Here is a 25,933-nt window from a genome sequence, read left to right on the forward strand (position 1 = left end):
ACCCTGCAACAATCGCCCTCATGATGACACTGTACGACTACGAACTCTCGGGCAATTGCTACAAGATCCGGCTGTTGCTGAGCATGCTGGGCATCCGTCATGAGAAGCACGCCATCGAGTTCTACCCGGCAGCAGAGCATCGCCGGGAAGCGTTTCTGGCCATCAACCCGCTGGGCGAGTTGCCGGTGCTTCAGGATGGTGACCTGACCCTGCGTGATTCCCAGGCCATCCTCGTCTATCTGGCCACCGAATACGATACCGGGGGCAACTGGTATCCCCTGCTGGAACCGCGAACACTGGCGACGGTCACGCAATGGCTGTGCTTCGCCAATGCAATCACTACCTCGGCCGGCGGTGCCCGGCTGGCCGATGGCTTCTTCCATCCACTGGATGCCGATGCCTGCCGGAGCGCAGCACACCGCCTGTTTCGTGTGCTCGATGAGCACCTGTGGTTTCAGGAACGGGAGCGGCAGGACTGGATCGCGACCGCCTCCTCTCCCAGCATTGCCGATATCGCCTGCTTTCCCTACATCATGCTGTCCGAAGAAGGCGGTATCTCTCGCATCGACTACCCGGCGATCCGTCGCTGGACCGACCGTGTGAAACGCATTCCGGGCTTCGTCGTCATGCCGGGTGTGTTCCCGGCAGGACCCGGCCTTTGAGCGCGCTGCTGCGCCTGCGGGGGATCACCAAGGTCTATCCCGCTGTGGTTGCCAGCGATCGTATCGACCTGGATATCCAGCCCGGAGAGATCCACGCCATTCTGGGTGAAAACGGTGCTGGAAAATCCACCCTGATGAAACTCATCTACGGTGTCAGCCAGCCGGATGAGGGCGAGATCCAGTGGCAGGGTCAGACCGTGCATATCAAGAGTCCTGCACAGGCACGACAGCTCGGTATCGGCATGGTGTTCCAGCATTTTTCCCTGTTCGAGTCATTGACGGTTGCCCAGAACATTTCCCTGGCCGTGAAAGGCTCCATTCGACAGCTCTCGGCGCGCGTCGAGGAAACCGGAGCCAGGTTCGGTCTGCCGATCAAGGCCGACACGGTCGTGCACTCCCTGTCGGTGGGCGAACGGCAACGGGTAGAGATCATTCGCTGCATTCTGCAGAATCCGAAACTGCTCATCATGGATGAACCGACCTCCGTTCTTCCGCCCCAGGGTGTTCAGCAGCTGTTCGAAACCCTGCGCAGACTGCGGGATGAGGGTTGCAGTATTCTCTATATCAGTCACAAGCTCGAGGAAATCCGCCAATTGTGCGACAAGGCCACGGTACTGCGAGCCGGCCGGGTTGTGGCCAGTACCGATCCGGCCAGTCACAGCAATGAGTCGCTGGCCAACCTGATGATCGGTCGCGCCATCGAACCGCCACCCCATGCACCGGCCAATGCCGGGGACGCCAACCGACTGCTGATACAGTCACTCGACCATGTACCGACCGACCCATTCGGCACCGTTCTGAAAGGCATTTCCCTGCGCGTTTCACCCGGTGAGATAGTCGGTATTGCCGGTGTCTCCGGTAATGGTCAGAACGAACTGATGCGACTGGTCTCCGGTGAGGAACTGCACAGCATCCACCATGCCGGCGAACTGCGCATCGACGACACCCGCGTCGACCGGCTCGACCCACTGCAACGCCGGGCGAAGGGTCTGGGCTTTGTTCCCGAAGAACGGCTTGGCCGAGGCGCCGTGCCCGAACTCAGTCTGTCACTCAATGGCCTGTTGACCGCCTACCGTCACGGCCTCACCCGGTTGGGCATGATCCGCTTCGGTGCTGCACGCAAGTTTGCCCGCCAGTGCATCAGCAACCACGATGTGCGCTGTGGCGGTGAACAGTCACTGGCAGGCAGTCTGTCGGGCGGCAATCTGCAGAAGTTCATCGTCGGTCGGGAGATTGCCTTGCAACCGAGCCTGCTGGTCCTGTCGCAGCCCACCTGGGGGATGGATGTGGGCGCTGCAAGCAATATTCGTCGTGCCCTGCTGCAACTGCGGGACAGTGGTGCCGCCGTGCTGGTGGTCTCCGAGGAACTGGAAGAACTGTTCGAGATCAGCGATCGGCTGTATGTCATGTTCGATGGTCATCTGTCGCCCTCTCTCACCACGCGAGATACCAGTACCACGCAGATCGGCCGCTGGATGAGCGGTGAATTCCTGCAAGAGACGATTACCGGAGCCTCTGATCACTGATGGCCTATCGACTCGTTGCACGAACAGAGACCTCCTTGCGTGCCCAGCTGCTGGTGCCACTGGCAGCGATCACCCTGACCCTGCTGGCCGGTTCCGTATTGTTCAGCCTGCTGGGCAAGAGCTCTCTGGCAGCCTTTCATGCCTTCTTCATCGAACCGCTGAGCACACGCTACGGCATCGGGGAGGTCCTTCTCAAGACTGGCCCACTGCTGCTGATTGCCCAGGGTCTGGCCATCGGTTTCCGGGCACGCGTCTGGAATATCGGCGCCGAGGGTCAGCTGCTGGCCGGTGCCATGGCAGCGTCGGCTCTCGCCTTGCATTTTGACTCCACGGAATCTGTCTGGCTGCTGCCAGCCATGGTGTGCATCGGCACTCTTGCGGGTGCCGCCTGGGCAGGTATCGCCGCCTGGCTACGCACCTCGTACAACGCCAACGAGATTCTGGTGACCTTCATGTTGTCGAGCATTGCACTGCAATTGCTCTATTACCTGGTCAGCGGTCCATTGCGCGATCCAATGGGATTGAGCTTTCCGCAATCGGCCCTGTTCAGTGATGCGGCCATGTTTGCACCACTGCTGGAGCACACCCGGGTCAACAACTCTCTCTACCTGTCCTTCGGCGCCACGATCCTTGCCTGGATCTTCGTCCAGCGCAGCCTGTCCGGCTACAAGCTGCTGATCGGTGGGCTGGCACCCCAGGCTGCCCGCTATGCCGGTTTTTCCGAGAAGAAGGCCGTCTGGCTGGGATTGCTGATCGGGGGAGCTGCCGCCGGCATGGCCGGTGTGGGCGAGGTGGCAGGTCCGCTGGGTCTGCTGCAGCGAAGCATCTCACCCGGCTACGGCTTCGCGGCGATCATCGTTGCCTTTCTGGGAGGCTTGCATCCGGTTGGCATTGTATTCGCCGCCTTCTTCATGGCCCTGATCTATGTTGGCGGGGACATGTCGCTGGTATCAGTGGGTCTGCCCAACTCTTCTGCCACCATCTTTCAGGGCATGCTGCTGGTCTTCTATCTCGCCTGCTACCTGTTTGCCAATCACCGCCTGCAGAAAGTGGAGATCAGACACTGATGCTCGACTCCCTCATATTCCTGCTCGCCGGCACCCTGGCGGCGGCCACTCCCCTGCTGTTCGCTGCCATGGGTGAAGCCGTGGTCGAAAAGGCCGGTGTACTGAATCTCAGCATCGAAGGCATGATGGCCATCGGTGCAGCCACCGGTTTTGCCGTGACCACAGCCAGCGGTTCCTACATCGGTGGTTTTGCCATGGCCGCGTTGGGCAGCGCCATCCTGTCATCGGTGTTTGCGATACTGGTTCTGTTCTTTCTGGCCAACCAGGTGGCAGCCGGATTGGCTGTCGGCATACTCGGTCTCGGCTTTTCCGTGCTCATCGGCAAGAACCACGAAGGTCAGACCATCAAGGCCATCTCGGATCTGGATATGGGCTATCTGGCCGAACTGCCATTTTTCGGTGATGTACTGTTTTCCCACGATCCCATGCTCTATGTGGGTATCGGCTTGATCTTTCTGGTGTGGTGGGTGCTGAGCCATACACGGCTCGGCCTGATCATTCGCGCCGTGGGTGAATCGCCCGATGCCGCCAGTGCCATCGGCTATCCGGTCATTCTGATCCGCTTCCTGGCCATTCTGTTCGGCGGCGCCATGGCCGGTCTCGGTGGCGCCTATCTGACTCTGTCGTATACCCCTCTGTGGGCAGAAGGCCTGGTCGCCGGTCGCGGCTGGATTGTCGTGGCTCTGGTGGTGTTCGGCATGTGGCGGCCTTTGCGTATTGCCGTTGGTGCCTATCTGTTCGGCGCTGTCTCTCTGCTGGAACTGTTCATACAAGGGCAGAGCTACTCCATCCCTTCGCAGCTGCTCTCCGCCTTGCCCTACATCATCACCATTGTCATTCTGGTCATCATGTCGCGCAACCCACGACTGATCCGACTGAACCATCCGGCCTCTCTGGGGCAGAGCTGGCATCGCAGTGCCTGAACCTGCCACCGCTTGTATCACCGGCTTCTTTTTCCTTCACTGACAGGTAGACCATGATCATGAAATTCCAGACACGACCCTTGCGTAACGCCGCCCTGGCATTGGCGGCAACACTGACCCTGGGAACCGCACAGGCTCAGGAGACCTTCCGTATCGGTTATATCTACCCCTCACCGGCTGCCGACGTCGGCTGGGCCCACGAACTCGATGAAGGTCGCCGAGCCGTGGAAGAGCACTTCGGCGACAAGGTGGAGAGCATCATCGTCGAGAACATTCCGGATGGACCCGATGCCGCACGCATCATGAATCAACTGGCCGCACAAGGTGTGAACATGATGATGCTGGGCTCATTCGGCTACATGAACGACGGTCTGAAAACGGCGAAACGCTACCCGGACATCGACTTCATCCATGCCAGCGGCTACAAGACTCTCGAGAACATGGGCAACTTCCTGACGCGCAACCACGAGAGTGCCTATGTGTCAGGGATGGCAGCCGGTTACGTCACACAGTCGGGAGTCATCGGCATGGTCGCCTCTTACGCCATTCCCGAGGTCATCGGCATCATCAACGCCTTCACACTCGGCGCCCAGGAAGTCAATCCCGATATCAGCGTCAAGATCGTCTGGCTGAACTCCTGGTTCGACCCCAGCAAGGCACAGGAGTCAGCGCGCTCACTGATCGCACAGCAGTCCGATGTGATCTTTTCCATCTATCAGGACACCCCCTCGGTTGTAACCGTAGCCGAGGAAGAAGAGGTGTACGTGGTCAACACCAGCTCCGACATGAAAGCCTACGCACCAAAGTACCTGCTGGCTTCCATGAAGGTCTCCTGGGGCGACTACTTCATCGAACAGGTACAGGCCTCCATGGATGACAGTTTCACCGGCTCCTCGTTCTGGGGTGGCATGGCCGACAATGCCGTCAGCGTCGAATCCATCAGTGACGACCTCAGTGAAGAACAGCGCGCAGCACTGGACGAGAGAATAGCGGCCATCACCGCCGGTGAATTCCAGCCGTTCGCCGGCCCTGTCGTGGGACAGGATGGCAAGGAAATCGTGGCCGCAGGCGACACGCTCAGCGATGCGGACTTGCTGGGTATCAGCTGGCTGGTGCAGGGCATCGAAACCAGATTGCCGCAGTAAGGGCATACACCACCAGAGACGGTCGAATGAGACATTCCACGACACACTCGGAATCACCGATTGTCAGCTGGTATCGAGGACTGTTCATGCACATGCCGTGCATGGACAGTCTCGATGTTCTGGAAGAGACTTTGATCGGGGTGGATCAGAACGGTACCATCGCATCGATCCTCTCCCCCACTGCAGACAACTATCAGCAGACACTGCAGATGGTTCGGCAGAACGGCAGCCTGCAGCAGATGACACCGCGTCAGCTGATGATTCCCGGCCTGACAGATCTGCATGTTCACGCGCCGCAGTGGCCTCAACTGGGAATGGCACTTCACCTGCCACTACAAGACTGGCTCGAACGCTACACCTTTCCGCTGGAGGCTCGCTACAGTGACCTCGACTTCGCCCGTCAGGTCTATGCCTCTCTGGTGAGCACCTTGCTGGCCAACGGCACCACCACGGCCATGTACTTTGCCACGCTGCACGAAGAAGCGACCGAACTGCTCGCCTCGACCTGCCTGGAACTGGGGCAGCGAGCCCATGTGGGCCGTGTGGCCATGGACCACGCCGGCCAATGCCCGGATTATTACCGCGACGCCGATGCACGAGCGGCCATCGCCGCCAGTGAACGCAGTATCCGTGCGATACGAGGACTCGACAACAATCGGTCTGCACTGGTCAAGCCGGTCATCACACCCCGCTTCATTCCCAGTTGCACCAATGAGCTGCTGACAGGGCTTGGTGAACTGGCGTCGGACACTCACTGTCATGTCCAGACACACTGCTCGGAGAGTGACTGGGAACACGATCATGTCCTGCAACGACTGGGCAAGAGCGACACACAGGCCCTCGCCGACTTCGGCCTGTTGACTCGGCATACGGTACTGGCACATTCGAATTTCATCAGCGACCACGACATGGCCCTGATCCATGAGGCTGGCGGTGGCATTGCCCACTGCCCCCTGTCCAACAGCTACTTCGCGAACAGTGTCTTTCCCCTGCGCAGAGCCCTGCAGAAGTCCCTGCGTGTCGGTCTGGGTACGGACATTGCCGGCGGTCACAGCGCATCCATGTTCGACAGTTGCCAGCATGCGGTAGCGGTCTCGCGTCTGCTGGAAAGCGGCGTGGATACTCGTCTGCCCACCACTGAGCGCGGAAGCAGCGCAAGCCGTATCGATTTTCTGGAAGCCTTTCATCTGGCAACTGCCGGCGGCGCAGAGGTGCTGGACAATCCGACAGGCTCTTTCCAGGTTGGCAGGCAGTTCGATGCTCTGCTGCTGGATCTGGACAATCCGGATAACCGACTGGATGAATTCCAGCATGCTGCCAGTTGGGAGGATCTACTCGGCTGTATCATCCACAATGCACAGCCTTGCAATATGCAACAGGTATGGGTGGCAGGTCATTGCGTAGCCGCCGGTTCCGGCGACGGCTTCGCCAGATCCTGATTGATGCATCGGCGGCATGACGCATTGGTGTTCGATCATACGGCCAGGATCTGACGAATACATGCAAGGTGTGCCTTGTCGACAGCGCCTGATCAGCGAAATTGTGTCACAAATGTTTACCGCTACTTCGAGCAAAGCGCTGAGCCTGAACTGGTCAGACCGGTTGTACGTGCACGACAGACTCCGAAGGGGCAGGAGAAAAAATGTAAGGATTACCGGCAACAGACGCGATCACTAGCCTTCAGTCGGGGGTACGATGCACTGTCTCTGATGGCCTGACTGTGGTTATATGAGTGTCATTGATGTCAAGGGAGCCAGTTCATGACAAATGCTGAGGACAAGGATAAGCGCGACTCGGCCAGTTCAGGCGATAAGCGCAGTGACAGCGCCGAGTCGGGAATGGCTGTTCCCCGGCAATCGATTCATGGCCTGCTCGTCGGAAAACTGTTGAAGTTGAACAACGAGGGTCTGCCACAAGTCAGTTACCCCGGGAGTCTTTCCCCACCTGTGGCAGCTCGATCGATCATTCAGCTCTCAACCAGTATCGTCGGAAAAGAAGTCGCCCTGCAATTCGAGAATGGGGATATCGATCGTCCCATCGTCATGGGTGTTTTGCAACATTCTGCATCTGCAGACGCCCTCGAGGAGCCAGACACTCGCTCCTCGGAAGACGCTGTCGAGGAATCCGGTGATTCATCCATTGTTCTGCAGGACACGATTTCATCGCCAGACAGTGAGCTGATCATCGATGGCCGCAAGATCGAATTGCAAGCCCGCGAACAGATTGTGCTGCGATGTGGAAAATCCAGCATTACTCTGACCCGCGCCGGCAAGGTGATCATTCGCGGTGCCTATATCAGCAGCAAGTCGTCGGGGGCCAACCGGATCAAGGGCGGCTCGGTGCAGATCAACTGATCACCCATTGCGAATCATGACCCGCATCATCGACAATATCGTTTACCAGCATGCCGAGAATGCCTGCGCTCTGCTGTGGCAATGGCAACGAGCCCTGAGCGAGCCACATTACGACTTCAATGACCTGTGCTTGCTGGAAAACAGCATTGATGCAAACCTCGATGGTCTGACACTTGCCGGCGATGCGGCTACGCCGTTCATTCGGGAAATGCATGATGCCGGTGACGAAGGCGCCGTATTCGTCTCAGCCATGCAAGCCCTGTGTACGGACAAACCCTGCGCCTTCATGGACCAGGTAGCTGCCTGTCAGGAATCGGAACAGACAAGGTATGAATTGAGCCTGGCGCTGACCTGGATGGCTGACCAGGCGACAAAACCCATCCTCGACAATCTGGCGGAGCAGCCCGGGCCGACAAGTCTGTTATTGCGCCTGTCCGTCGGCCTGGCTCATCGGCAAGTCCCCGACCACCTTGTCCGCTCAGGGCTGTCGCACGAGGATACGCGGGTCAGAACCGCTGCACTGCGCGCCGTGGCCGACCTGCCCGACCAGCGTCTACGGAACGATCTGCCCGCGCAGGCAAGTCACGAACCGCGAGAATGTCTGCAGCTGGCCCGCGCCCTTGTGTCTCAGGGGGAGCACGGCAGGGGATATGATCTTCTCGAGTCACTGGCCCTGAGTGAGACAGAACAGGCGTCGGATGCCGTGCGATTGGTCATGCTGGGAGCCGAGCCCGAGCGATCGCGCAAGCTGCTACAGCAGCTCGACACCCTGGGTGATCGTCAACGTGATGTCATCCGGGGACTCGGACTGTTGGGCGATCCCGGCAACCTGGACCGACTACTGCAAGCGTGCATCAATCCCCAGCTGGCACGTCTCGCCGGTGAATCCATCAGCATGATCACCGGTGCCAGACTGTCAGAACATGATCTCGATCGTGACGACGAAGTGGGCATGGCGACATCGTTACTCAACGACGATCCGACAGATGACAACGTGCGTCTGGATGAAGATGAAAATCTTCCCTGGCCGGATTCGGATCGTCTCGCTGACTGGTGTCTGTCCGCCGTTCGTGACACAAGCGCAGACATGCCCCTGCTATGCGGCTATCAGCGCACAGCTGAATTACTGCAACACGTGTTGCAGCAGGGACTGCAAAGGCAGCGCAGCGTTGCTGCCGATCTGATGAAGAGCCGGCAACCCGGTAAGCCCTATTGCAATACCTGCCTACCGACCAGCAGGCAGAGACATTTCATGACAGCCATGGACTATTGCTGACATGCAGCTCATCAATCACACACCACTGCTTGCCGGTTGTACCCAGAGCATGGCACCCAACGGACAGGAATCCCTGGTCGTGGCCATCAAGGGCAGCTTTTCCATTCCCGCCACGATGGGCAAGGCGGCCACGTTGCTGGAGCAGCAGTTGCCACTGCTGGAATCCGACCGGTTTCTCGAACAACCCGGATTCTCCTCACCTCTTTATGAAGCCGACTACGCCCCATTCAAATCCCGATGTGATGTGACCGTCGTCGGTTCCGCCTACGCGCCTGCAGGCAAGGCCAGCGAATGCGTGGCTGCCCGACTCGAGCTCGGCCAGATCAGCAAACGCTTGCATGTTCTCGGAGATCGCCACTGGGTCGCGAATGCCAGCGGCTTCAGCATCAGTCAGCCAGAAACCTTCGAAGTACGGGCAATTACCTATGACATCGCCTTTGGTGGTACTGACAGCGCCCATGAGGATGTCCGAATGCACGGTAGCTATCTTGCCAACCCAATCGGCATCGGTTTTCACAAGAGCATCGATGCAACTCTTGTGGATGGTAGTCCGGCTCCCTCGACTGAGGAACCCGGCATACCGGTCCTGCATCCCAACGGCGTCTACCGCCCCATGTCCCTGGGTCCCATTGCTCGTGGCTGGAGCCCCAGAATCGACTACGCCGGTACCTACGACGATGACTGGATGGATGAACGATTTCCGTTCCTGCCACAGGACTTCGATACCCGCTTCTACCAGAGCACTCTGGAGGACCAGCAATGCGATTACCTGGTCGGCGGCGAAATTGTCAGGCTGACGAACCTGACGCCTCAGGGGCACTGCGAGTTCACTGTGCCAGTGCTGGAAGTCCCGGTCTGCTTTTTCCGGAGAAAATCGCAGCGCTTGCTGGTCAAGGCGGTCATCGACACCCTGGTCATCGAGCCGGATGAACAGCGTTTTTCACTGGTCTGGCGCACACGGCTGCCGCTGCGGAGAAATCTGTTCGAAGTGCCCGAGGTGAGGATAGGTACTGCCAGTGCAGGCCGAAACCCCTGCCGGGTAACACCGATGTTCGAGAAGTCGCATCCATCAGATCAGACGGTCGCCGGGAAACCGTTGAGCGACAAGCCATGAGTGCCTACGTCGCGATCACAGGATCCGGTCTGGTCACCTCACTGGGCAACGATAGTCCATCAACCTGTGCGGCTATCCGCTGTCATCTGGACAACATACAGGAGACACCGTATACCGACTCCTCCGGCCAGGCCATCAGAGCCAGTCTGGCCACGCTTGTTGGTGATATCCAGGGAGAGCAGCGCCTGATCTGGCTTGCGGCGGCGGCATTGCAGGAGTGTCTGGACACGGATACCACCATCCACGTCCAGTCGACCCCGCTGATTCTCTGCCTGCCCCAGCGGGAGAGACCCGGTCGCCCGATCGAGAACGATGACGATTTCCTGGTCAGCATTCAAGACCGGCTGGGCAGGCAATTTTCACCACACTCGCGAATACTCGATCAGGGACATGTCGCGGTGGCAATGGCTCTGCGAAACGCCCGCCAGTTACTCGACAATGATGCGTCAATCCAGCATGTGCTGATTGCCTCTGCCGACACCTTGTGTAATTCGGAGAGTCTTTCCCATCTGGAGGAGCACGACCGACTGCTGACCCACAAAAATTCGGACGGTCTGATTCCCGGCGAAGCGGGTGCAGCACTCATCGTGAAGCGTACCTCTGCAACAACAACATCCATGCATTGTCTCGGCCTGGGCTTCTCCATGGAACCTGCACCCATTCTCTCGGACAAGCCCTGTCGCGCTGATGGTCTGGCCACGGCAATACGCGGCGCTCTACAAGAGGCGCAGATACCCATGCAGGATCTGGCCTATCGCATCACCGATCTGTCTGGGGAGCATTACTACTTTCGTGAAGCCTCGCTGGCCCTGTCCAGAACACTACGAGTAGTTCGCGATGACTTCGATCTGCTTCACCCTGCGGAATACACCGGTGATACCGGCGCTGCACTGGGGCTCATCATCCTGGCCTACCAGCAATACATCTTTCTAATACAGCCACCCAGACTCCCGCAGGTACTCGTGCACCTGGCGAACGATGACGGCAGGAGAGCTGCCATTATACTCGGCAGTGAGTAAGCTCGATCACGGTTGTGAACGGCAGTGCCGACTATCAGCACTGCCGTTGGCAACCGACCGGCAGGCCAGTGAGTCGATACTCGACTACAACCGGCATGCCAGTTTCGTACGCAGCCTTGATCAGGCTTCTTCTTTCATCAGGCGGTCCACTTCTTCCCTCGCCTCTTCCTTCGATTTACCGTAACGCTCCTGAATCTTACCTTCGAGCACTTCACGGTTACCGTCGATCTGATCAAGATCATCATTGGTCAACTCACCCCATTGGGCTTGAACGTTGCCTTTGAACTGCTTCCAGTTACCTTTTACTTGGTCCCAATTCATACGAATTCTCCTTACTCTGGTTTCAGTCCAGTTCGGACAGGGAACATTATTACCGGGTAAAACGGCACCGCATGGCGGCTGAAATTTCTGCCAGTCGGCAGTGTAAATGCTGCAACTCTCCAACTGGCAATATTGTCAGGACGACTGTTCACAGAACCTCGGCCAGACGATGAACCCGACAACCCTGTGGGCTGTTGCTCATTCGAGGTTATATCTGAAACAGGTTATTTCCTAACCTGTTCGGCAAAGGCATACGCATTGCTGAATCACATCGAGACTTCATGCCCAGAGCCGACGATTCGGATCTTCGGGCAGGGAGCTGACGGGACGATCCAGGACGGGAGCATCTCGCGCACTGCGTACGTGTGACGAAACCGGTAGCAAGCGAGCTGATCAGCTGGCAGGAGGCAAACGGTTTCCAGTTTGACATGCAAGACAACCTTGGCCCCGACAGGAATATGACGATCTGCTGGCACATGAGAAAGGTGAATCGTCCTGGCAAACCCATGAGCGATTGGCCCGAAATAAATCCGATGAAGTCGACAGAAGACACTACGATTCATACCAATTCGAAGCTGTCCCGCAAAGGATTTTCACGCCCAGGATTCGGTTTGAAGATTCTGCTTTGGTTTGCAGTTGTATTGTTCACTCTGCACATGCCTGCGCAGGTCATGGCAGCGGATCCCGATGGGGACGGTATAGACAGCAGCCGCGATCTGGATGACGATGACGACGGCATTCTGGATGAAGACGAGATCGCCTGTACAGCCTTCGGCAACCTGGACTGGGTTTACGATTCTCTGTTGGGCGCATTGCTGGGCAGCGCCAGCATTGAGGCATCCATTGGCAGTTCGATCACGGCTGCCGCCGACATTTCCTTCGGACCAGGATTTCAGGAGCTGAGCAGTCTGACCGAATATCTGCTTCTCGGGGGCGGTTCAAGCACCTTGGTCAGCGCGAAAGCCAACGACGAATACGTTGAAGTCGGTATCAACGTCAACACCCCCACTTATCTGTTGGGAAGCGGCACCAACCTCATTTCGTCCTTGCTCGGCAGTGTCGTCGCGGCCGACTACGAGATTGCAGCAGAAATCTCCGCTGATGGATTCACCTCTTCCACCCTGCTGTTCGATGATGGTTACCTTGCGGGTTCCATCGATCTGAATCTGGGGTCGAGCCAGGAACGATCATTCAGCCCCTATCGTCTTGAACCCGGCATCAACTACACCTTGAGGCTGTACCTGTTCAATGAGCAGAACAGTTTTCTGACACCCGGAGTCATGAGCTTCGGCAACCTGTTTCTCGAGCTGGGAACCAACTGCAATTCGGATAGCGACTCGGATTCGATCTTCAACAGCGATGATATCGATTCGGACAACGACGGCATTGTCGACAACAGGGAGGCGCAGACAACGGCAGCCTATACAGCACCCGCTGGAATCGATACCGATCAGGACGGCATAGACGATAGCTATGATGCTGACAACGGTGGCACGCCCCTGACACCTGTGGATACGGATGCGTCAGGTGCGCCAGATTACCTGGATACCGATAGTGACAACGATGGCGTGCCTGACTCGATCGAGGCCTTCGATGCCAATGGTGATGGTATCGCAGAGATTCTGCCTGCCGCCAATGATGCCGATGCGGACTCGGACGGATTGAACGACAACTATGACACCATTGCGGCTCCGGCGTCCGGAAACGCAACCGGTGCCAATACGCTGTTTCCCAACCGCGACGGTCTGGATGCGCTGGATTGGCGTGACACCGATGACGATAATGATGCGACGCTGACCCTGGCCGAGGATGCCAACAACAATGGCAGCCCGATCGACGACGATTCCGACAACGACGGCAAACCGGACTACCTGGAATCATCCAGCACCGATGTCGATAGTGATGGCAGCGTGGATCAGAACGATGGCGATGACACCGACGTCTGCGTTCCCTCCACCTTCGCCACGGGTTGCACCACCGACACGGACGACGACGGTACACCCGATAGCGTCGAGACTGAAACCGCCGACAGTGATAACGATGGCACCGCCGACTATCTGGAATCCTCCACGGCGGACGCAGACGGCGACGGTACGAACGATCAGAGCGATGCCAACGACAGTGATGCCTGCCTGCCTTCGCAGTTCGGCACCGGTTGCACCACCGACACGGATAGCGACGGTACACCTGACAGTGTCGAGACCGAGAACGCCGACAGTGATGGCGACGGCACGGCCGACTACCTGGAGTCCTCGTCAGAAGACGCGGACGGCGACGGTACGAGCGATCAGAACGATGCCAATGACGGCAACGCCTGCCTGCCCTCGCAGTTCGGTACCGGCTGCACCACCGATACCGATAGTGATGGTACACCCGACAGCGTCGAGACCGAAACCGCCGACAGCGACAATGACGGCACCGCCGATTATCTGGAGTCTTCCGACGATGATGCAGACGGTGATGGCACAGTTGACCAGAACGATGGTGACGACAGCAATGTCTGTCTGCCCTCACCCTTCGGTACAGGTTGCACCACCGATACGGATAGCGACGGAACACCCGATAGCGTCGAGACTGAAAACGCTGACAGTGACAACGATGGCACCGCCGACTACTTGGAGTCTTCCAGCGCTGATGCAGACGGCGACGGTACCAGCGATCAGAACGATGCCAACGACAGTGATGCCTGCCTGCCCTCACAATTCGGCACCGGCTGCGCTACCGACACCGATAGCGACGGTACACCCGATAGCGTCGAGACCGAAAACGCCGACAGTGACAATGACGGCACTGCCGACTACCTGGAGTCCTCGTCAGAAGATGCTGACGGCGACGGAACGAGCAATCAAAACGATGCCAACGACAGTGATGCCTGCCTGCCTTCGCAGTTCGGCACCGGTTGCACCACCGATACTGATAATGACGGCACACCCGATAGCGTCGAGACCGAAACTACTGATAGCGACAGTGACGGCACCGCCGACTACCTGGAGTCCTCCACCGCAGATGCTGACGGCGACGGAACGAGCGATCAAAACGATGCCAATGACAGTGATGCCTGCCTGCCTTCGCAGTTCGGTACCGGCTGCACCACAGACAGCGATGCTGATGGCATCCCGGACAGTGTCGAAGGCGAACTGACCAACAGCGATGGTGATGCCCTGGCCGATTACCTGGACAGCGACAGTGACGGCGATGGCATTACCGACCTGGCCGAGACCCAGGGTTCAGCAGGTATTCTGGACAGCGATGCCGACTCCGTACCCGATCATCTGGATATCGATGCCGACAATGATGGCATCACCGATAGCGTCGAAGGGCAGAGTATCGCGAACTTCACGACACCGCTCGACAGTGATACCGACAATGACGGTCTGGATGATGCCTTCGATACCGACAACGGAGGCACCGAACCGGCGCTTCCGAACTCGGACAATACCGACCAACCGGACTATCTGGATACCGACAGCGATAATGACGGTGTACCCGATGCCGTGGAAGCCCATGACGCCAACGGCGACGGGGTGGCCGATACACTGCCGGCAGCCAACAATGCCGATGCGGACAATGATGGCCTGAATGACAACTACGACACCGTCGTGGCTCCGGCCAACGGCAATGCCTTTGGCAGCAATGCCGCCCTGCCGGACCGGGATGCCCAGGGCGACGGAGACTGGCGTGACAATGACGATGACAACGACGGCACCCTGACCGCCGCCGAAGATGGCAACGGTAACGGTAATCCGCTGGACGATGATGCCGATGCCGATGGCAAGCCGGATTACATCGAGTCCTCCATTGCCGATACCGATGGTGATGGTACGGTGGATCAGAATGATGGCAATGACACGGATACCTGTCTGCCGTCCCAGTTCGGTAACGGTTGCAGCACCGACACCGATGGCGATGGCACACCCGATAGCATCGAGACCGAAACGGCTGACACGGACAACGACGGCACGCCGGACTATCAGGAGTCTGCCAGCGCCGATGCCGACAACGATGGCGTCACGGATCAGAACGATGCGGCCAACAACGACGTCTGCATTCCCTCGACCTTCGCCACCGGCTGCACCACCGATACCGACAGTGACGGCACGCCCGACAGTGTCGAGACCGAAACCGCTGACACGGACAATGACGGTACGCCGGATTACCAGGAATCTCTGCTGACCGATAACGATATCGATGGCGCCCCGGATCAGATCGATCCCGATGATGCCAATGCCTGTGTACCCAGTACTTTTGGTGCCGGCTGCACGGAGGATAGCGATAACGACGGTCTACCCGATCACCTGGAAACTGTCGGTGCCGACAGCGACAACGACGGTAAACCCGACTATCTGGAATCCTCCACGGCGGATGCAGACGGCGACGGTACGAACGATCAGAACGATGCCAACGACAGTGATGCCTGCCTGCCCTCACAGTTCGGCTCCGGTTGCACCACCGACACGGATAGCGACGGCACACCTGACAGTGTCGAGACCGAGAACGCCGACAGTGATGGCGACGGCACGGCTGACTACCTGGAGTCTTCCAGCGCCGATGCAGACGGTGATGGCATTCCTGATCAGAACGATGCCAATGACAGCAATGCCTGCCTGCCCTCGCAGTTCGGTACCGGCTGCACCACCGATACCGATAGTGACGGTACACCGGACAGCGTAGAGACTGAAACTGCAGACAGCGACAATGATGGCACCGCCGATTATCTGGAGTCTTCCGACGATGATGCAGACGGTGATGGCACAGTTGACCAGAACGATGGTGACGACAGCAATGTCTGTCTGCCCTCACAATTCGGTACAGGTTGCACCACCGACACGGATAACGACGGTACACCTGACAGTGTCGAGACCGAGAACGCCGACAGTGACAACGATGGCACGGCTGACTACCTGGAGTCTTCCAGCGCCGATGCAGACGGTGATGGCATTCCTGATCAAAACGATGCTAACGACAGCAATGCCTGCCTGCCCTCGCAGTTCGGTACCGGTTGCACCAACGACACCGATAGCGACGGTACACCCGACAGCGTCGAGACTGAAACCGCCGACAGCGACAATGATGGCACCGCCGATTATCTGGAGTCCGATACCGCTGATGCAGACGGTGATGGCACAGTCGATCAGAACGATGCCGACGACAGCGATGCCTGCGTCCCTTCCACCTTCGGCACGGGTTGCACGACCGATACGGACAATGACGGCACGCCCGATAGTGTCGAGACTGAAAATGCCGACGGTGATGGCGACGGCACGGCCGACTACCTGGAGTCCTCCACCGAAGATGCTGACGGTGATGGCACGGCCGATCAGAACGATGCCAATGACAGCAATGCCTGCCTGCCTTCGCAGTTCGGTACCGGCTGCACCACAGACAGTGATGCTGATGGCATCCCGGACAGTGTCGAAGGCGAGCTGAGCAACAGCGATGGTGATGCCCTGGCCGATTATCTGGACAGCGACAGTGACGGCGATGGTATCCGCGATATTGTCGAAGCCAATGGTTCCGGCGGCATACTGGACAGCGACGGCGACTTCATACCTGACCATCTGGATATCGACAGCGACAACGATGGCATCACCGACCTGCTTGAAGCACAGAGCGATGTCGCCCTTGTTCTGCCGTTGAACAGTGATACGGACAATGACGGACTCGATGACGCCTACGACACTGACAACGGTGGCACGGAACCGGCGCTTCCGAACTCGGACAATGCCGACCAACCGGACTATCTGGATACCGACAGCGATAATGACGGTGTACCCGATGCCGTGGAAGCCCATGACGCCAACGGCGACGGGGTGGCCGATACACTGCCGGCAGCCAACAATGCCGACGCGGACAATGATGGCCTGAATGACAACTACGACACCGTCGTGGCTCCGGCCAACGGCAATGCCTTTGGCAGCAATGCCGCCCTGCCGGACCGGGATGCCCAGGGCGACGGAGACTGGCGTGACAATGACGATGACAACGACGGCACCCTGACCGCCGCCGAAGATGGCAACGGTAACGGTAATCCGCTGGACGATGATGCCGATGCCGATGGCAAGCCCGATTACATCGAGTCCTCCCTTGTCGATACCGATGGCGATGGCACTGTTGATCAGGCAGACGCGGATGACAGCAATGCCTGTGCACCTTCAACATTCGGTAACGGCTGCAATACCGACACCGATGGCGATGGCACGCCCGATAGCATCGAGACCGAAACCGCAGACACCGACAACGATGGCACACCGGACTATCAGGAGTCTGCCAGCGCCGATGCCGACAACGATGGCGTCACGGATCAGAACGATGCGGCCAACAACGACGTCTGCGCACCCTCGACCTTCGCCACCGGCTGCACCACCGATACCGACAGTGACGGCACGCCCGACAGTGCAGAAACCGATTCAGCCGACAGCGACAAAGATGGTACAGCAGACTACCTGGAGTCCGACACTGCCGATGCAGACGGTGATGGCACTGTCGACCAGAGAGATGCTGATGACAGTGATGCCTGCACACCGTCAACATTCGGCACAGGCTGTACAGTCGATACCAATGCCAATGGCATTCCTGACAGCGTTGAAGGTGAGTCGACGGATACGGATGGTGATGGCACCCTCGACTATCTGGACAGCGACAGTGACGGCGATGGTATTCCAGATGTGGTCGAAACCAATGGATCGGTCGGCAATCTGGACAGCGACGGCGACTCCATACCCGACCATCTGGATATCGACAGCGACAATGATGGCATCACCGATCTGATTGAAGCCCAGAGCGATGTCGCCTTTGTTTTGCCACTGAACCGTGATACGGACAATGACGGACTCGATGACGCCTATGACACTGACAACGGTGGCACGGAACCGACCTTACCCAATACCGACAATGCCGACCAACCGGACTATCTGGATACCGACAGCGATAATGACGGTGTACCCGATGCCGTGGAAGCCCATGACGCCAACGGCGACGGGGTGGCCGATACACTGCCGGCAGCCAACAATGCCGACGCGGACAATGATGGCCTGAATGACAACTACGACACCGTCGTGGCTCCGGCCACCGGCAATGCCTTCGGTAGCAATGCCGCCTTGCCGGACCGGGATTCTCGCGATGGCGCTGACTGGCGTGATGATGATGATGATGGCGATGGCGACCCGACAGCGGCGGAAGATGCCAACAGCAACGGCATCCTGCTGGACGACGACTTCGACACGGATGGCAAGCCGGATTACGTAGAGTCATCCTCGGCTGACGCCGACGGTGACGGGCTCACTGATCAGAACGATGTCGACGACAATGATCCTTGCACCCCTTCCTCTTTCGGGATGGGATGCACGATCGACTCGGACAACGATGGCACACCCGACGTGGATGAATCATTCGACGCCGACTCTGACCTGGACGGCATCCCCGACTACCTGGAGTCTTCAACCGAGGATGAGGATGGCGATGGAGTTGTCGACGAGCTCGACCCGCAAGAACAATCAGCCTGCGACTTCGGTGATTCACAAGACGGATGCACGCTGGACTCGGACGGCGATGGTATTCCTGATGTACTGGAATCCGACTCCGATACGGACGGCGATGGCATCGCGGATTATCTGGACGATGATACCGACAACGATACGATTCCTGATGCCATTGAAGGTGCCATCGACACCGACGGGGATGGCTTTGCCAACTACAAGGACCTTGATTCGGACGGTGACGGCATCTCCGACAGAGCTGAAGCCGGTGCGAACCCGGCCACTCCTGCCGACAAGGACAGGGATGGTCTGGCCAACTACATCGATCTGGATAGTGACAATGACGGCCTTACCGATGAAACGGAATCTCTGGGTTCCACGCCGCTGGCAGACAGCTTCGATGATGCAGGTAACGAGGGATCACCCATGATCAATCGTCTGACTACCAGAGCCGTGACGGATTCACCCATTGATTTTGATGATGACATCGTTCCCGACTATCTGGATCTGGACAGCGACAACGACAGTCTCAGCGACCTGGTGGAATCTCAGGGTACAACTGCGGACGCTAACGGCGATGGCATGGTGGATGATTTCATCGACAGTGACGGCGATGGCCTGGACGATGTCATCAAGCGATTTCCGGTAACAGCGTCAGACAATGACCGCGATGGCATGCCCGATTATCTCGACCTGGATTCCGATGGCGATGGCACGCTGGATCTGGTCGAGGCCGGTGGCACCGATGAGAACGGGGATGGAATCGTTGACGCCATGGCTGATAGTGATCGAGATGGCATACCCGACCTGGTCGATGTTGATTCCACCGGCGGTCATGATGCCGATGGAGACGGTATCGATGACAGTGCCGATATCGATTTCGTTACCGGTGCACTGGACTTCGACGGCGATGGCATCATCGATCAACGCGATCCGGACGTGGATGGTGACGGTTTTGCCGATTCCTTCAGCGATCGGGCCGTCTCACAGTTGCCTGATACCGACGGTGATGGAATTCCCGACTTTCAGGAGGCCAACCCCACCGGGTTCGCGCGAACCGGCATCGAGGGTAGTGGCTGCTCGATAACGACGCGCTCCTCGGCGAAGGATCCGGTATTCCTGATTCTGATCATCGCTGCCCTGATGTATCGGTGTCGTCGACGCATGGCCCTGCCCATACTGGCATTGTCCGTGAGCGCTGGGCTGGCCACCCTTGATTCCGCTCTGCATCCGGCCCTTGCCCAGAGTGGCGAGCTCGATGATCCGATCGTATCCGACTCGCCAGACACGACCACGGTCGATGACACAACGCCCTCAACCAGCGAGAAACAGCGCAAAGTTCAGGCGATCAACACCGGCTCCAATGCCGATACCGATACCGATGCCGATGCCGATGCCGATGCCGATGCCGATGCCGATGCCGATGCCGATGCCGATGCCAGTGATGGTGATGGTGATGGTGATGGTGATGGTGATGGTGCCGACATTGACGGCGATGCTGCTGGCGAAGCGGCGGCCGAGCACCCCTTCCGTCGTCGATTTCATGCCGGCGTCGGTTTCGGTTTCAGTCAGCTGGAACCGGATACCCGTGATCTGCTCGACAACGATACCAATGACACCTCCGATATCGGAGTACAACTGTTCGTCGGGGCTGATCTGAGCAAATGGCTTTCCCTGGAAATGCATTTCAGCAATCTGGGGGCAGCCGGTTTCGACAATGGCGCGAAGATCGATTATCGAGTATTCGGTGCCAGTGCTCTGGTGCATGTCGGCAAGAGCCGTCAGCGACCCGATCGTCGAGGGTTGACAGCCTATGGCCGGCTCGGCTTCGGCGTACTGAAAAACAGCTCGAGCGGCGATATCGATTACAGACAGATGGAATCCAACCATATCCTCTACGGCGCAGGCCTGGAGTATTCAGTCAAACACCAACTTGCCATACGACTGGAGGCCGTCGGTTTCGATGCGGATGCGCACGCTGTTCAACTCAGCCTGTTGAGACGTTTTGGCAAACAACCCGATCAAGGAACCGCTGCGGTAGTGCAACAGACCAATGCCGAGGAACCGGTACTGGCGAAAGCTGCAGAGACAGTAGCAGACGCAACCGCCAACGACGAAGTCCGTGACCTCGAGATGGCCTGTCTGGACAAGGGCATGACATACCATGAAGACAGGGGCGTCTGTGAGCAACCGGTAGAAACCCTGCATGGCGTCACGTTCCACTCGGGCTCGGCGTCGTTGCGTCAGACATCACGCTATATCCTGGACAAGGTGGCCTTGCAGATGAAAGAGAATCCGAGCAGACGGTACGTCATATCGGCACACACGGACAGTCAGGGCGCTGCCGCGTTCAATCTGCAGCTATCCAAACAACGTGCAGAAGCCGTCGCTGACTATCTGGTTGCCGCTGGCGTGAAAGGTTCGCGATTGAAAACCGTGGCACTTGGAGAAAGTCAGCCCGTGACCTCGAACGCAACGAAGGAAGGTCGTGCCATCAATCGGCGAGTCGAACTCCAGATAGCACAATAGCCAATCGAATCAGGTCGGCTGTCTTGAATGCAAGGCCACCAGCGCCAACATTAAACGGATCATCCGTCGAACGCCACAGGAGCCCTCCTTCATGGAAATCAATGCCGATTTCTCGCAACGTTCACTGTTGCATACACCCCAGCTGGACTGGCAGGACTCCCCCATGAAAGGTGTTCGTCGCCGTGTTCTGGACCGGGTTGGCAACGAGGTTGCCCGTGCGACGACCATCGTCAGCTACGCGCCGGAGAGCCATTTCTCATCCCATGTACACACGGGAGGCGAGGAATTCATCGTGCTTGAAGGAGTCTTTCAGGATGAACATGGGGACTTTCCCGCAGGCCATTACGTTCGCAATCCGCCGCAGTCGAGCCATACGCCCCGGTCAGACAAGGGCTGCACCATTTTTGTCAAGCTCTGGCAATTCGATTTGCAGGATCGGCAATCGGTCGCCATCGACATGAACACAGCCCCGCTGGAACCCGACAATTCCCGGCAAGGCGTGCAGTTCAACACGCTGTTTCAGGATGATCGTGAAACCGTACGGCTGGAACAATGGCAAGCCGGTGCCATGGTGAGCCTGGATACCAGCGGCGGAGCCGAACTGCTGGTGCTCGACGGCCACTTCAGCGACGGCGATGACAAGGTCGAGACGCTCTCCTGGTTACGCCTGCCGGTCGGCTCCGACATTCAGGCCATAGCCGGGCCGACCGGCGCACGAGTCTGGGTAAAGACCGGGCACCTGCGCTTCACCGAGCAGGAAAAGGCGCGACTGCCCTGAGCCCATCGTCATTGATCGTGGTGGCCGGGACTGCCGTCCAGGTCTTCCGGTTGCCGGCCTTCGTGATCCGACAGATCCAGATAGGGCAAGGGCGGTGTATTGCCCGGCACACTCGCCCTGTGATTGCTGGTTGTCAGATCCATATGTCTGACCACGTTACGGCCTTCAATCCTGACATTCATCGACCACATGGCAAAGTGGGCCCTGCCCCGATTGGTACCGCTGAGCAATCCTTTCCGGCTGGCGACACCGGCTTCGTCCCCTGTCGATTGCCTGAAGAATGACTGATTCTTCAGCATGATTTCCTTGCCGCCGATCTTGACCGTCTTGCTGCCTCTGGCAGTACTCGATGCTTTCGTTGTGTTCGGATAAGGCACTGGCACACCGGGCGGCGTGGCCGGTATCTGTTCAGGGGGAGTGAAGCACACATCAGGGAAGGCACAGATGAGCTTGCCTGCGGCTTTCTTGCAGGCGATCAATCTGCCATTCGCGTAGACCCTTATCGTCATCCCTACACCCCCTGCCGCTGGCAGCAGTATCCTTCCGCTTAGCCGCTCTGACTATTCGCTGACATCCTGCTTTTCGAAATGATCATCACATATTCCCCACTTGATCCGCAAACCGGCCAGCACCGCTTGTTACAACTTGACGCCGCCCGAGGCCGCCCGAGGCCAACCGAGGCCGCTTTTTACCGCTGATTGCTGCTTGTTGCCGCTTGTTGCCGCTTGTTGCCGCCAGCCGGCATGTCCGAGGGGTAACGACACTTTTCGCAAGTCTTTTCCACACAGCCCTTGACCTTCCATCCACTGGAACACCCATGATGCAGTCAGTGGCGCAACGGGGAAATCAGCGTGATGGCTGCCAGACAGTATTCCATCAACATCAAGGGGATGAATTGCGCCTCCTGCGTCGGTCGGGTGGAAAAGGCCCTGCAGGCCGTAGTCGGGGTGGACACGGCAACTGTCAACCTGAGTAGCGAGCGTGCCACCATTGTCGGACATGCACGGATCGAGGACATCCTCCAGGCGCTGGAAGGTGCTGGTTATCCGGCAAGGCAGGAGACACGGGTGCTGAACATTCGTGACATGAGCTGCGCCTCCTGTGTGGGTCGAGTCGAAAAGGCTCTGCTGGACCAAGCCGGCGTTCTCGATGCCAGCGTCAATCTGGCCACGGAATCGGCCAGTATCACATTCCTCAACGGCACCATCACACCACAGGATATCGCTGCCATACCCACAGCCATGGGCTATCCGGCGAGTTTTGCCGTGGCAGAACAGTCGGACCAGGCCGCGCACAAGGAGATCGAGGCGCATCAGCTCCGTCAGATGACACTGATTGCCGCATTACTCACGCTGCCCGTGTTTCTGATGGAAATGGGTGGTCATCTCTTCCCCGGCGTGTCGGTATGGATAGAGCGTTCGATAGGGCTGCAGACCAGCTGGATACTACAGTTCTGTCTCAGTTCAATCGTCATGGCCTGGCCCGGACAAACCTTCTATCGCAGAGGCCTGCCGGCGTTGTTCAAGGGTACACCCGACATGAACAGCCTGGTCGCCATCGGCAGCCTCGCGGCCTGGGGATATTCAACGGTAGCCACCTTCCTGCCGTCGTTATTGCCTGAAGAATCGCGTGCGGTGTATTTCGAGGCGGCTGCGGTCATTGTGACGCTGATCCTTCTCGGCCGTTATCTGGAAGCTCGCGCCAAGGGTCGAACCGGTGAGGCCATCCGATCCCTGATCGGCTTGCAGGCCAGATCCGCACGGGTGGAGCGCGACGGCGAGGTGACCGAGATCGATATTGACGACATCAGATCCGGCGATCTCATCCATATCCGGCCTGGTGAAAAGATACCGACCGATGGCCAGCTGATTCGGGGCCACAGTTATATCGACGAGAGCATGATTACCGGCGAACCGGTACCGGTGGACAAGTCTGTCGGGGACGAGCTGGTAGGCGGCACGATCAATGGTACCGGAGCCCTGCAGATGCGGGCCGAAAGAGTCGGCGCCGACACCATGCTGTCCCAGATCATCCGCATGGTGGAACAGGCCCAGGGTGCCAGGCTGCCGGTACAGGATCTGGTCAATCGGGTGACAGCGTGGTTCGTACCTGCTGTACTGGTGATAGCCGTTCTGACCATGCTTGTCTGGCTCGTCGTCGGCCCCGAACCGACACTGACACGAGCACTGATCGCCGGAGTCTCGGTATTGATCATCGCCTGCCCTTGTGCCATGGGCCTGGCAGTACCCACGTCCATCATGGTGGCCACCGGTCGAGCGGCTGAAATCGGTGTCCTGTTTCGGCAGGGCAGCGCCTTGCAGACGCTGGAAAATGTCAGCGTCATCGCTCTGGACAAGACAGGCACCGTGACCCAGGGTCAGCCTCGACTCACGGATCTGCAAGTCGTCAATGACATGAACGAGGATGAGCTTCTTGCCATGGTGGCAGCGGTCGAGGACAACTCGGAGCACCCGATAGCAAGAGCCATCGTGCAGGCAGCCCGCACACGTGAACTGACGTTTCCAGCCGTCACCGACTTCGTATCACACACCGGCATGGGTGTTTTCGCCACTGTCTCAGGCCAGCAGATTCTGGTGGGAACACACAGGCTCATGAGCGCGAATGACATTTCCCTGGGCTCATCACCCGATGACGTCCAACGATTTGCAGAAATGGGTAAAACACCTTTGTATGTGGCTATCGATGGCAAGCTGGCAGCGTTACTGGCCGTTGCCGACCCGATCAAACCGAGCAGTCCGGCGGCCATCAGGGCATTGCATGCCCTGGGACTCAAGGTCGTCATGATCACCGGTGATAATCAGGCCACCGCAGACCATATCGCTCGTGAGTCGGGTATTGATGATGTCGTAGCGCAAGTCATGCCCGATGGCAAGGTCGATGCCATCAGGAAGCTGTCCGCCAGTGGTGCCACTGTTGCATTTGTTGGTGATGGCATCAACGATGCACCGGCACTGGCTGCAGCCGACGTTGGTATCGCCATCGGTACCGGTACTGATGTGGCGATTGAAAGTGCGGACGTGGTGTTGATGTCCGGCGATCTTCTGGGCGTCGTCAATGCGTTGGAAACCAGTCAACGCACCATGAAGAACATTCGGCAGAACCTGCTGTGGGCCTTCGGCTACAACGTACTGCTGATACCGGTAGCCGCCGGGGCACTCTACCCTCTCAATGGCATGACCTTGTCACCGATGCTGGCAGCACTGGCCATGGCCCTGTCCAGCGTATTCGTCCTGAGCAACGCCCTGCGGCTGCGCTGGATCAAACCTGAGCACACGGAGACCTACGCATGAATATCGGTAAAGCAGCAGCGCAATCCGGTCTGCCGGCCAAGACCATTCGCTACTATGAAGACATCCGGCTGATCGCCCCCAGACGCGACGACAACGGCTATCGAGACTTCTCGGATGCAGATGTCCACAAGCTGGGGTTTCTTAGCCGTGCCAGAGCGCTCGGCTTTACCATCGAGCATTGTCGTGCGCTGTTGGGCCTCTGGGAAGATCAGTCGCGTGCCAGTGGTGACGTCAAGCGTATTGCAGCGGAGCATCTGGCCGTGATCGAATCGAAAATCGCCGATCTGTGCGAGATGCGCGATACGCTGGATCATCTGATGAACACCTGCCAGGGCGATGATCGTCCGGATTGCCCGATCATCAATGAACTGGCCGCTCGCGATTGAGAGAATGGTCGCGGCACGGGTCGGGCAATGATGTTCGTCGATAGACT

16 protein-coding genes are annotated in these 25,933 nt (G+C 58.2%); 14 read left to right on the plus strand and 2 right to left on the minus strand.

The features are described from left to right. The first annotated feature begins 20 nt into the window (after nt 1–20). From ACUNV4_RS19200 to ACUNV4_RS19245, 10 genes are all read left to right on the plus strand, one after another. Nucleotides 21–662: a glutathione S-transferase family protein gene (locus tag ACUNV4_RS19200; RefSeq protein WP_430880218.1), complete on the plus strand. Its 642-nt coding sequence runs from the start codon at nt 21–23 to the stop codon at nt 660–662. Next, entirely contained in the window at nt 659–2,188 is a 1,530-nt protein-coding gene (locus ACUNV4_RS19205) for an ABC transporter ATP-binding protein (RefSeq protein WP_430880219.1), read from the plus strand. The genes ACUNV4_RS19200 and ACUNV4_RS19205 overlap by 4 nt, the downstream gene beginning before the upstream one ends. Next, nucleotides 2,188–3,255, plus strand: a complete 1,068-nt coding sequence (locus tag ACUNV4_RS19210) for an ABC transporter permease (RefSeq protein ID WP_430880220.1) — start codon at nt 2,188–2,190, stop codon at nt 3,253–3,255. Before ACUNV4_RS19205 ends, ACUNV4_RS19210 begins: the two co-directional genes overlap by 1 nt. Further along, nucleotides 3,255–4,178: an ABC transporter permease gene (locus ACUNV4_RS19215; protein WP_430880221.1), complete on the plus strand. Its 924-nt coding sequence runs from the start codon at nt 3,255–3,257 to the stop codon at nt 4,176–4,178. Before ACUNV4_RS19210 ends, ACUNV4_RS19215 begins: the two co-directional genes overlap by 1 nt. A 59-nt stretch (nt 4,179–4,237) precedes the next feature. Beyond that, nucleotides 4,238–5,323, plus strand: coding sequence for a BMP family ABC transporter substrate-binding protein (locus ACUNV4_RS19220; RefSeq protein ID WP_430880222.1), 1,086 nt, complete (start codon nt 4,238–4,240; stop codon nt 5,321–5,323). A gap of 26 nt (nt 5,324–5,349) precedes the next feature. Then, nucleotides 5,350–6,762, plus strand: coding sequence for a guanine deaminase (gene guaD / locus ACUNV4_RS19225; protein ID WP_430880223.1), 1,413 nt, complete (start codon nt 5,350–5,352; stop codon nt 6,760–6,762). A gap of 321 nt (nt 6,763–7,083) precedes the next feature. Further along, the gene (locus ACUNV4_RS19230) at nt 7,084–7,677 is read left to right on the plus strand and encodes a DUF6484 domain-containing protein (protein ID WP_430880224.1); all 594 of its coding nucleotides are present in this window, start codon (nt 7,084–7,086) and stop codon (nt 7,675–7,677) included. Between the two features lie 16 nt (nt 7,678–7,693). Further along, on the plus strand, nt 7,694–8,953 hold the full coding sequence (locus tag ACUNV4_RS19235; RefSeq protein WP_430880225.1) for a TIGR02270 family protein: 1,260 nt from the start codon (nt 7,694–7,696) through the stop codon (nt 8,951–8,953). Between the two features lies 1 nt (nt 8,954). Next, nucleotides 8,955–10,067 carry a DUF2169 family type VI secretion system accessory protein gene (locus ACUNV4_RS19240; protein WP_430880226.1) on the plus strand — a complete coding sequence of 371 codons (1,113 nt, stop codon included), beginning with the start codon at nt 8,955–8,957 and terminating at the stop codon, nt 10,065–10,067. Further along, entirely contained in the window at nt 10,064–11,086 is a 1,023-nt protein-coding gene (locus tag ACUNV4_RS19245; protein ID WP_430880227.1) for a hypothetical protein, read from the plus strand. Before ACUNV4_RS19240 ends, ACUNV4_RS19245 begins: the two co-directional genes overlap by 4 nt. Before the next feature lie 120 nt (nt 11,087–11,206). Here ACUNV4_RS19245 and ACUNV4_RS19250 read toward each other — a convergent pair whose 3' ends face one another. Then, entirely contained in the window at nt 11,207–11,407 is a 201-nt protein-coding gene (locus ACUNV4_RS19250) for a CsbD family protein (RefSeq protein ID WP_430880228.1), read from the minus strand. 611 nt (nt 11,408–12,018) lie between these two features. Between ACUNV4_RS19250 and ACUNV4_RS19255 the strand changes: the two genes are divergently transcribed. Together ACUNV4_RS19255 and ACUNV4_RS19260 are read left to right on the plus strand one after the other, a co-directional pair. Next, entirely contained in the window at nt 12,019–21,411 is a 9,393-nt protein-coding gene (locus ACUNV4_RS19255; RefSeq protein ID WP_430880229.1) for an OmpA family protein, read from the plus strand. A 91-nt stretch (nt 21,412–21,502) separates the two neighbouring features. After that, complete coding sequence (locus ACUNV4_RS19260; protein WP_430880230.1) at nt 21,503–22,189, plus strand: cupin domain-containing protein; 687 nt, start codon at nt 21,503–21,505, stop codon at nt 22,187–22,189. Nucleotides 22,190–22,197: 8 nt separating this feature from the next. On the opposite strand, the gene ACUNV4_RS19265 is transcribed toward ACUNV4_RS19260, so the two are convergent. Next, on the minus strand, nt 22,198–22,698 hold the full coding sequence (locus ACUNV4_RS19265) for a DUF4150 domain-containing protein (protein ID WP_430880231.1): 501 nt from the start codon (nt 22,696–22,698) through the stop codon (nt 22,198–22,200). A gap of 345 nt (nt 22,699–23,043) precedes the next feature. Here ACUNV4_RS19265 and ACUNV4_RS19270 point away from each other — a divergent pair, with 345 nt between their 5' ends. Beyond that, nucleotides 23,044–25,500 carry a heavy metal translocating P-type ATPase gene (locus tag ACUNV4_RS19270; RefSeq protein ID WP_430880232.1) on the plus strand — a complete coding sequence of 819 codons (2,457 nt, stop codon included), beginning with the start codon at nt 23,044–23,046 and terminating at the stop codon, nt 25,498–25,500. Continuing rightward, nucleotides 25,497–25,886, plus strand: a complete 390-nt coding sequence (gene cueR / locus ACUNV4_RS19275) for a Cu(I)-responsive transcriptional regulator (RefSeq protein WP_430880233.1) — start codon at nt 25,497–25,499, stop codon at nt 25,884–25,886. The genes ACUNV4_RS19270 and cueR overlap by 4 nt, the downstream gene beginning before the upstream one ends. Nucleotides 25,887–25,933: the final 47 nt, after the last annotated feature.

Source organism: Granulosicoccus sp. 3-233 (genome assembly GCF_052681095.1).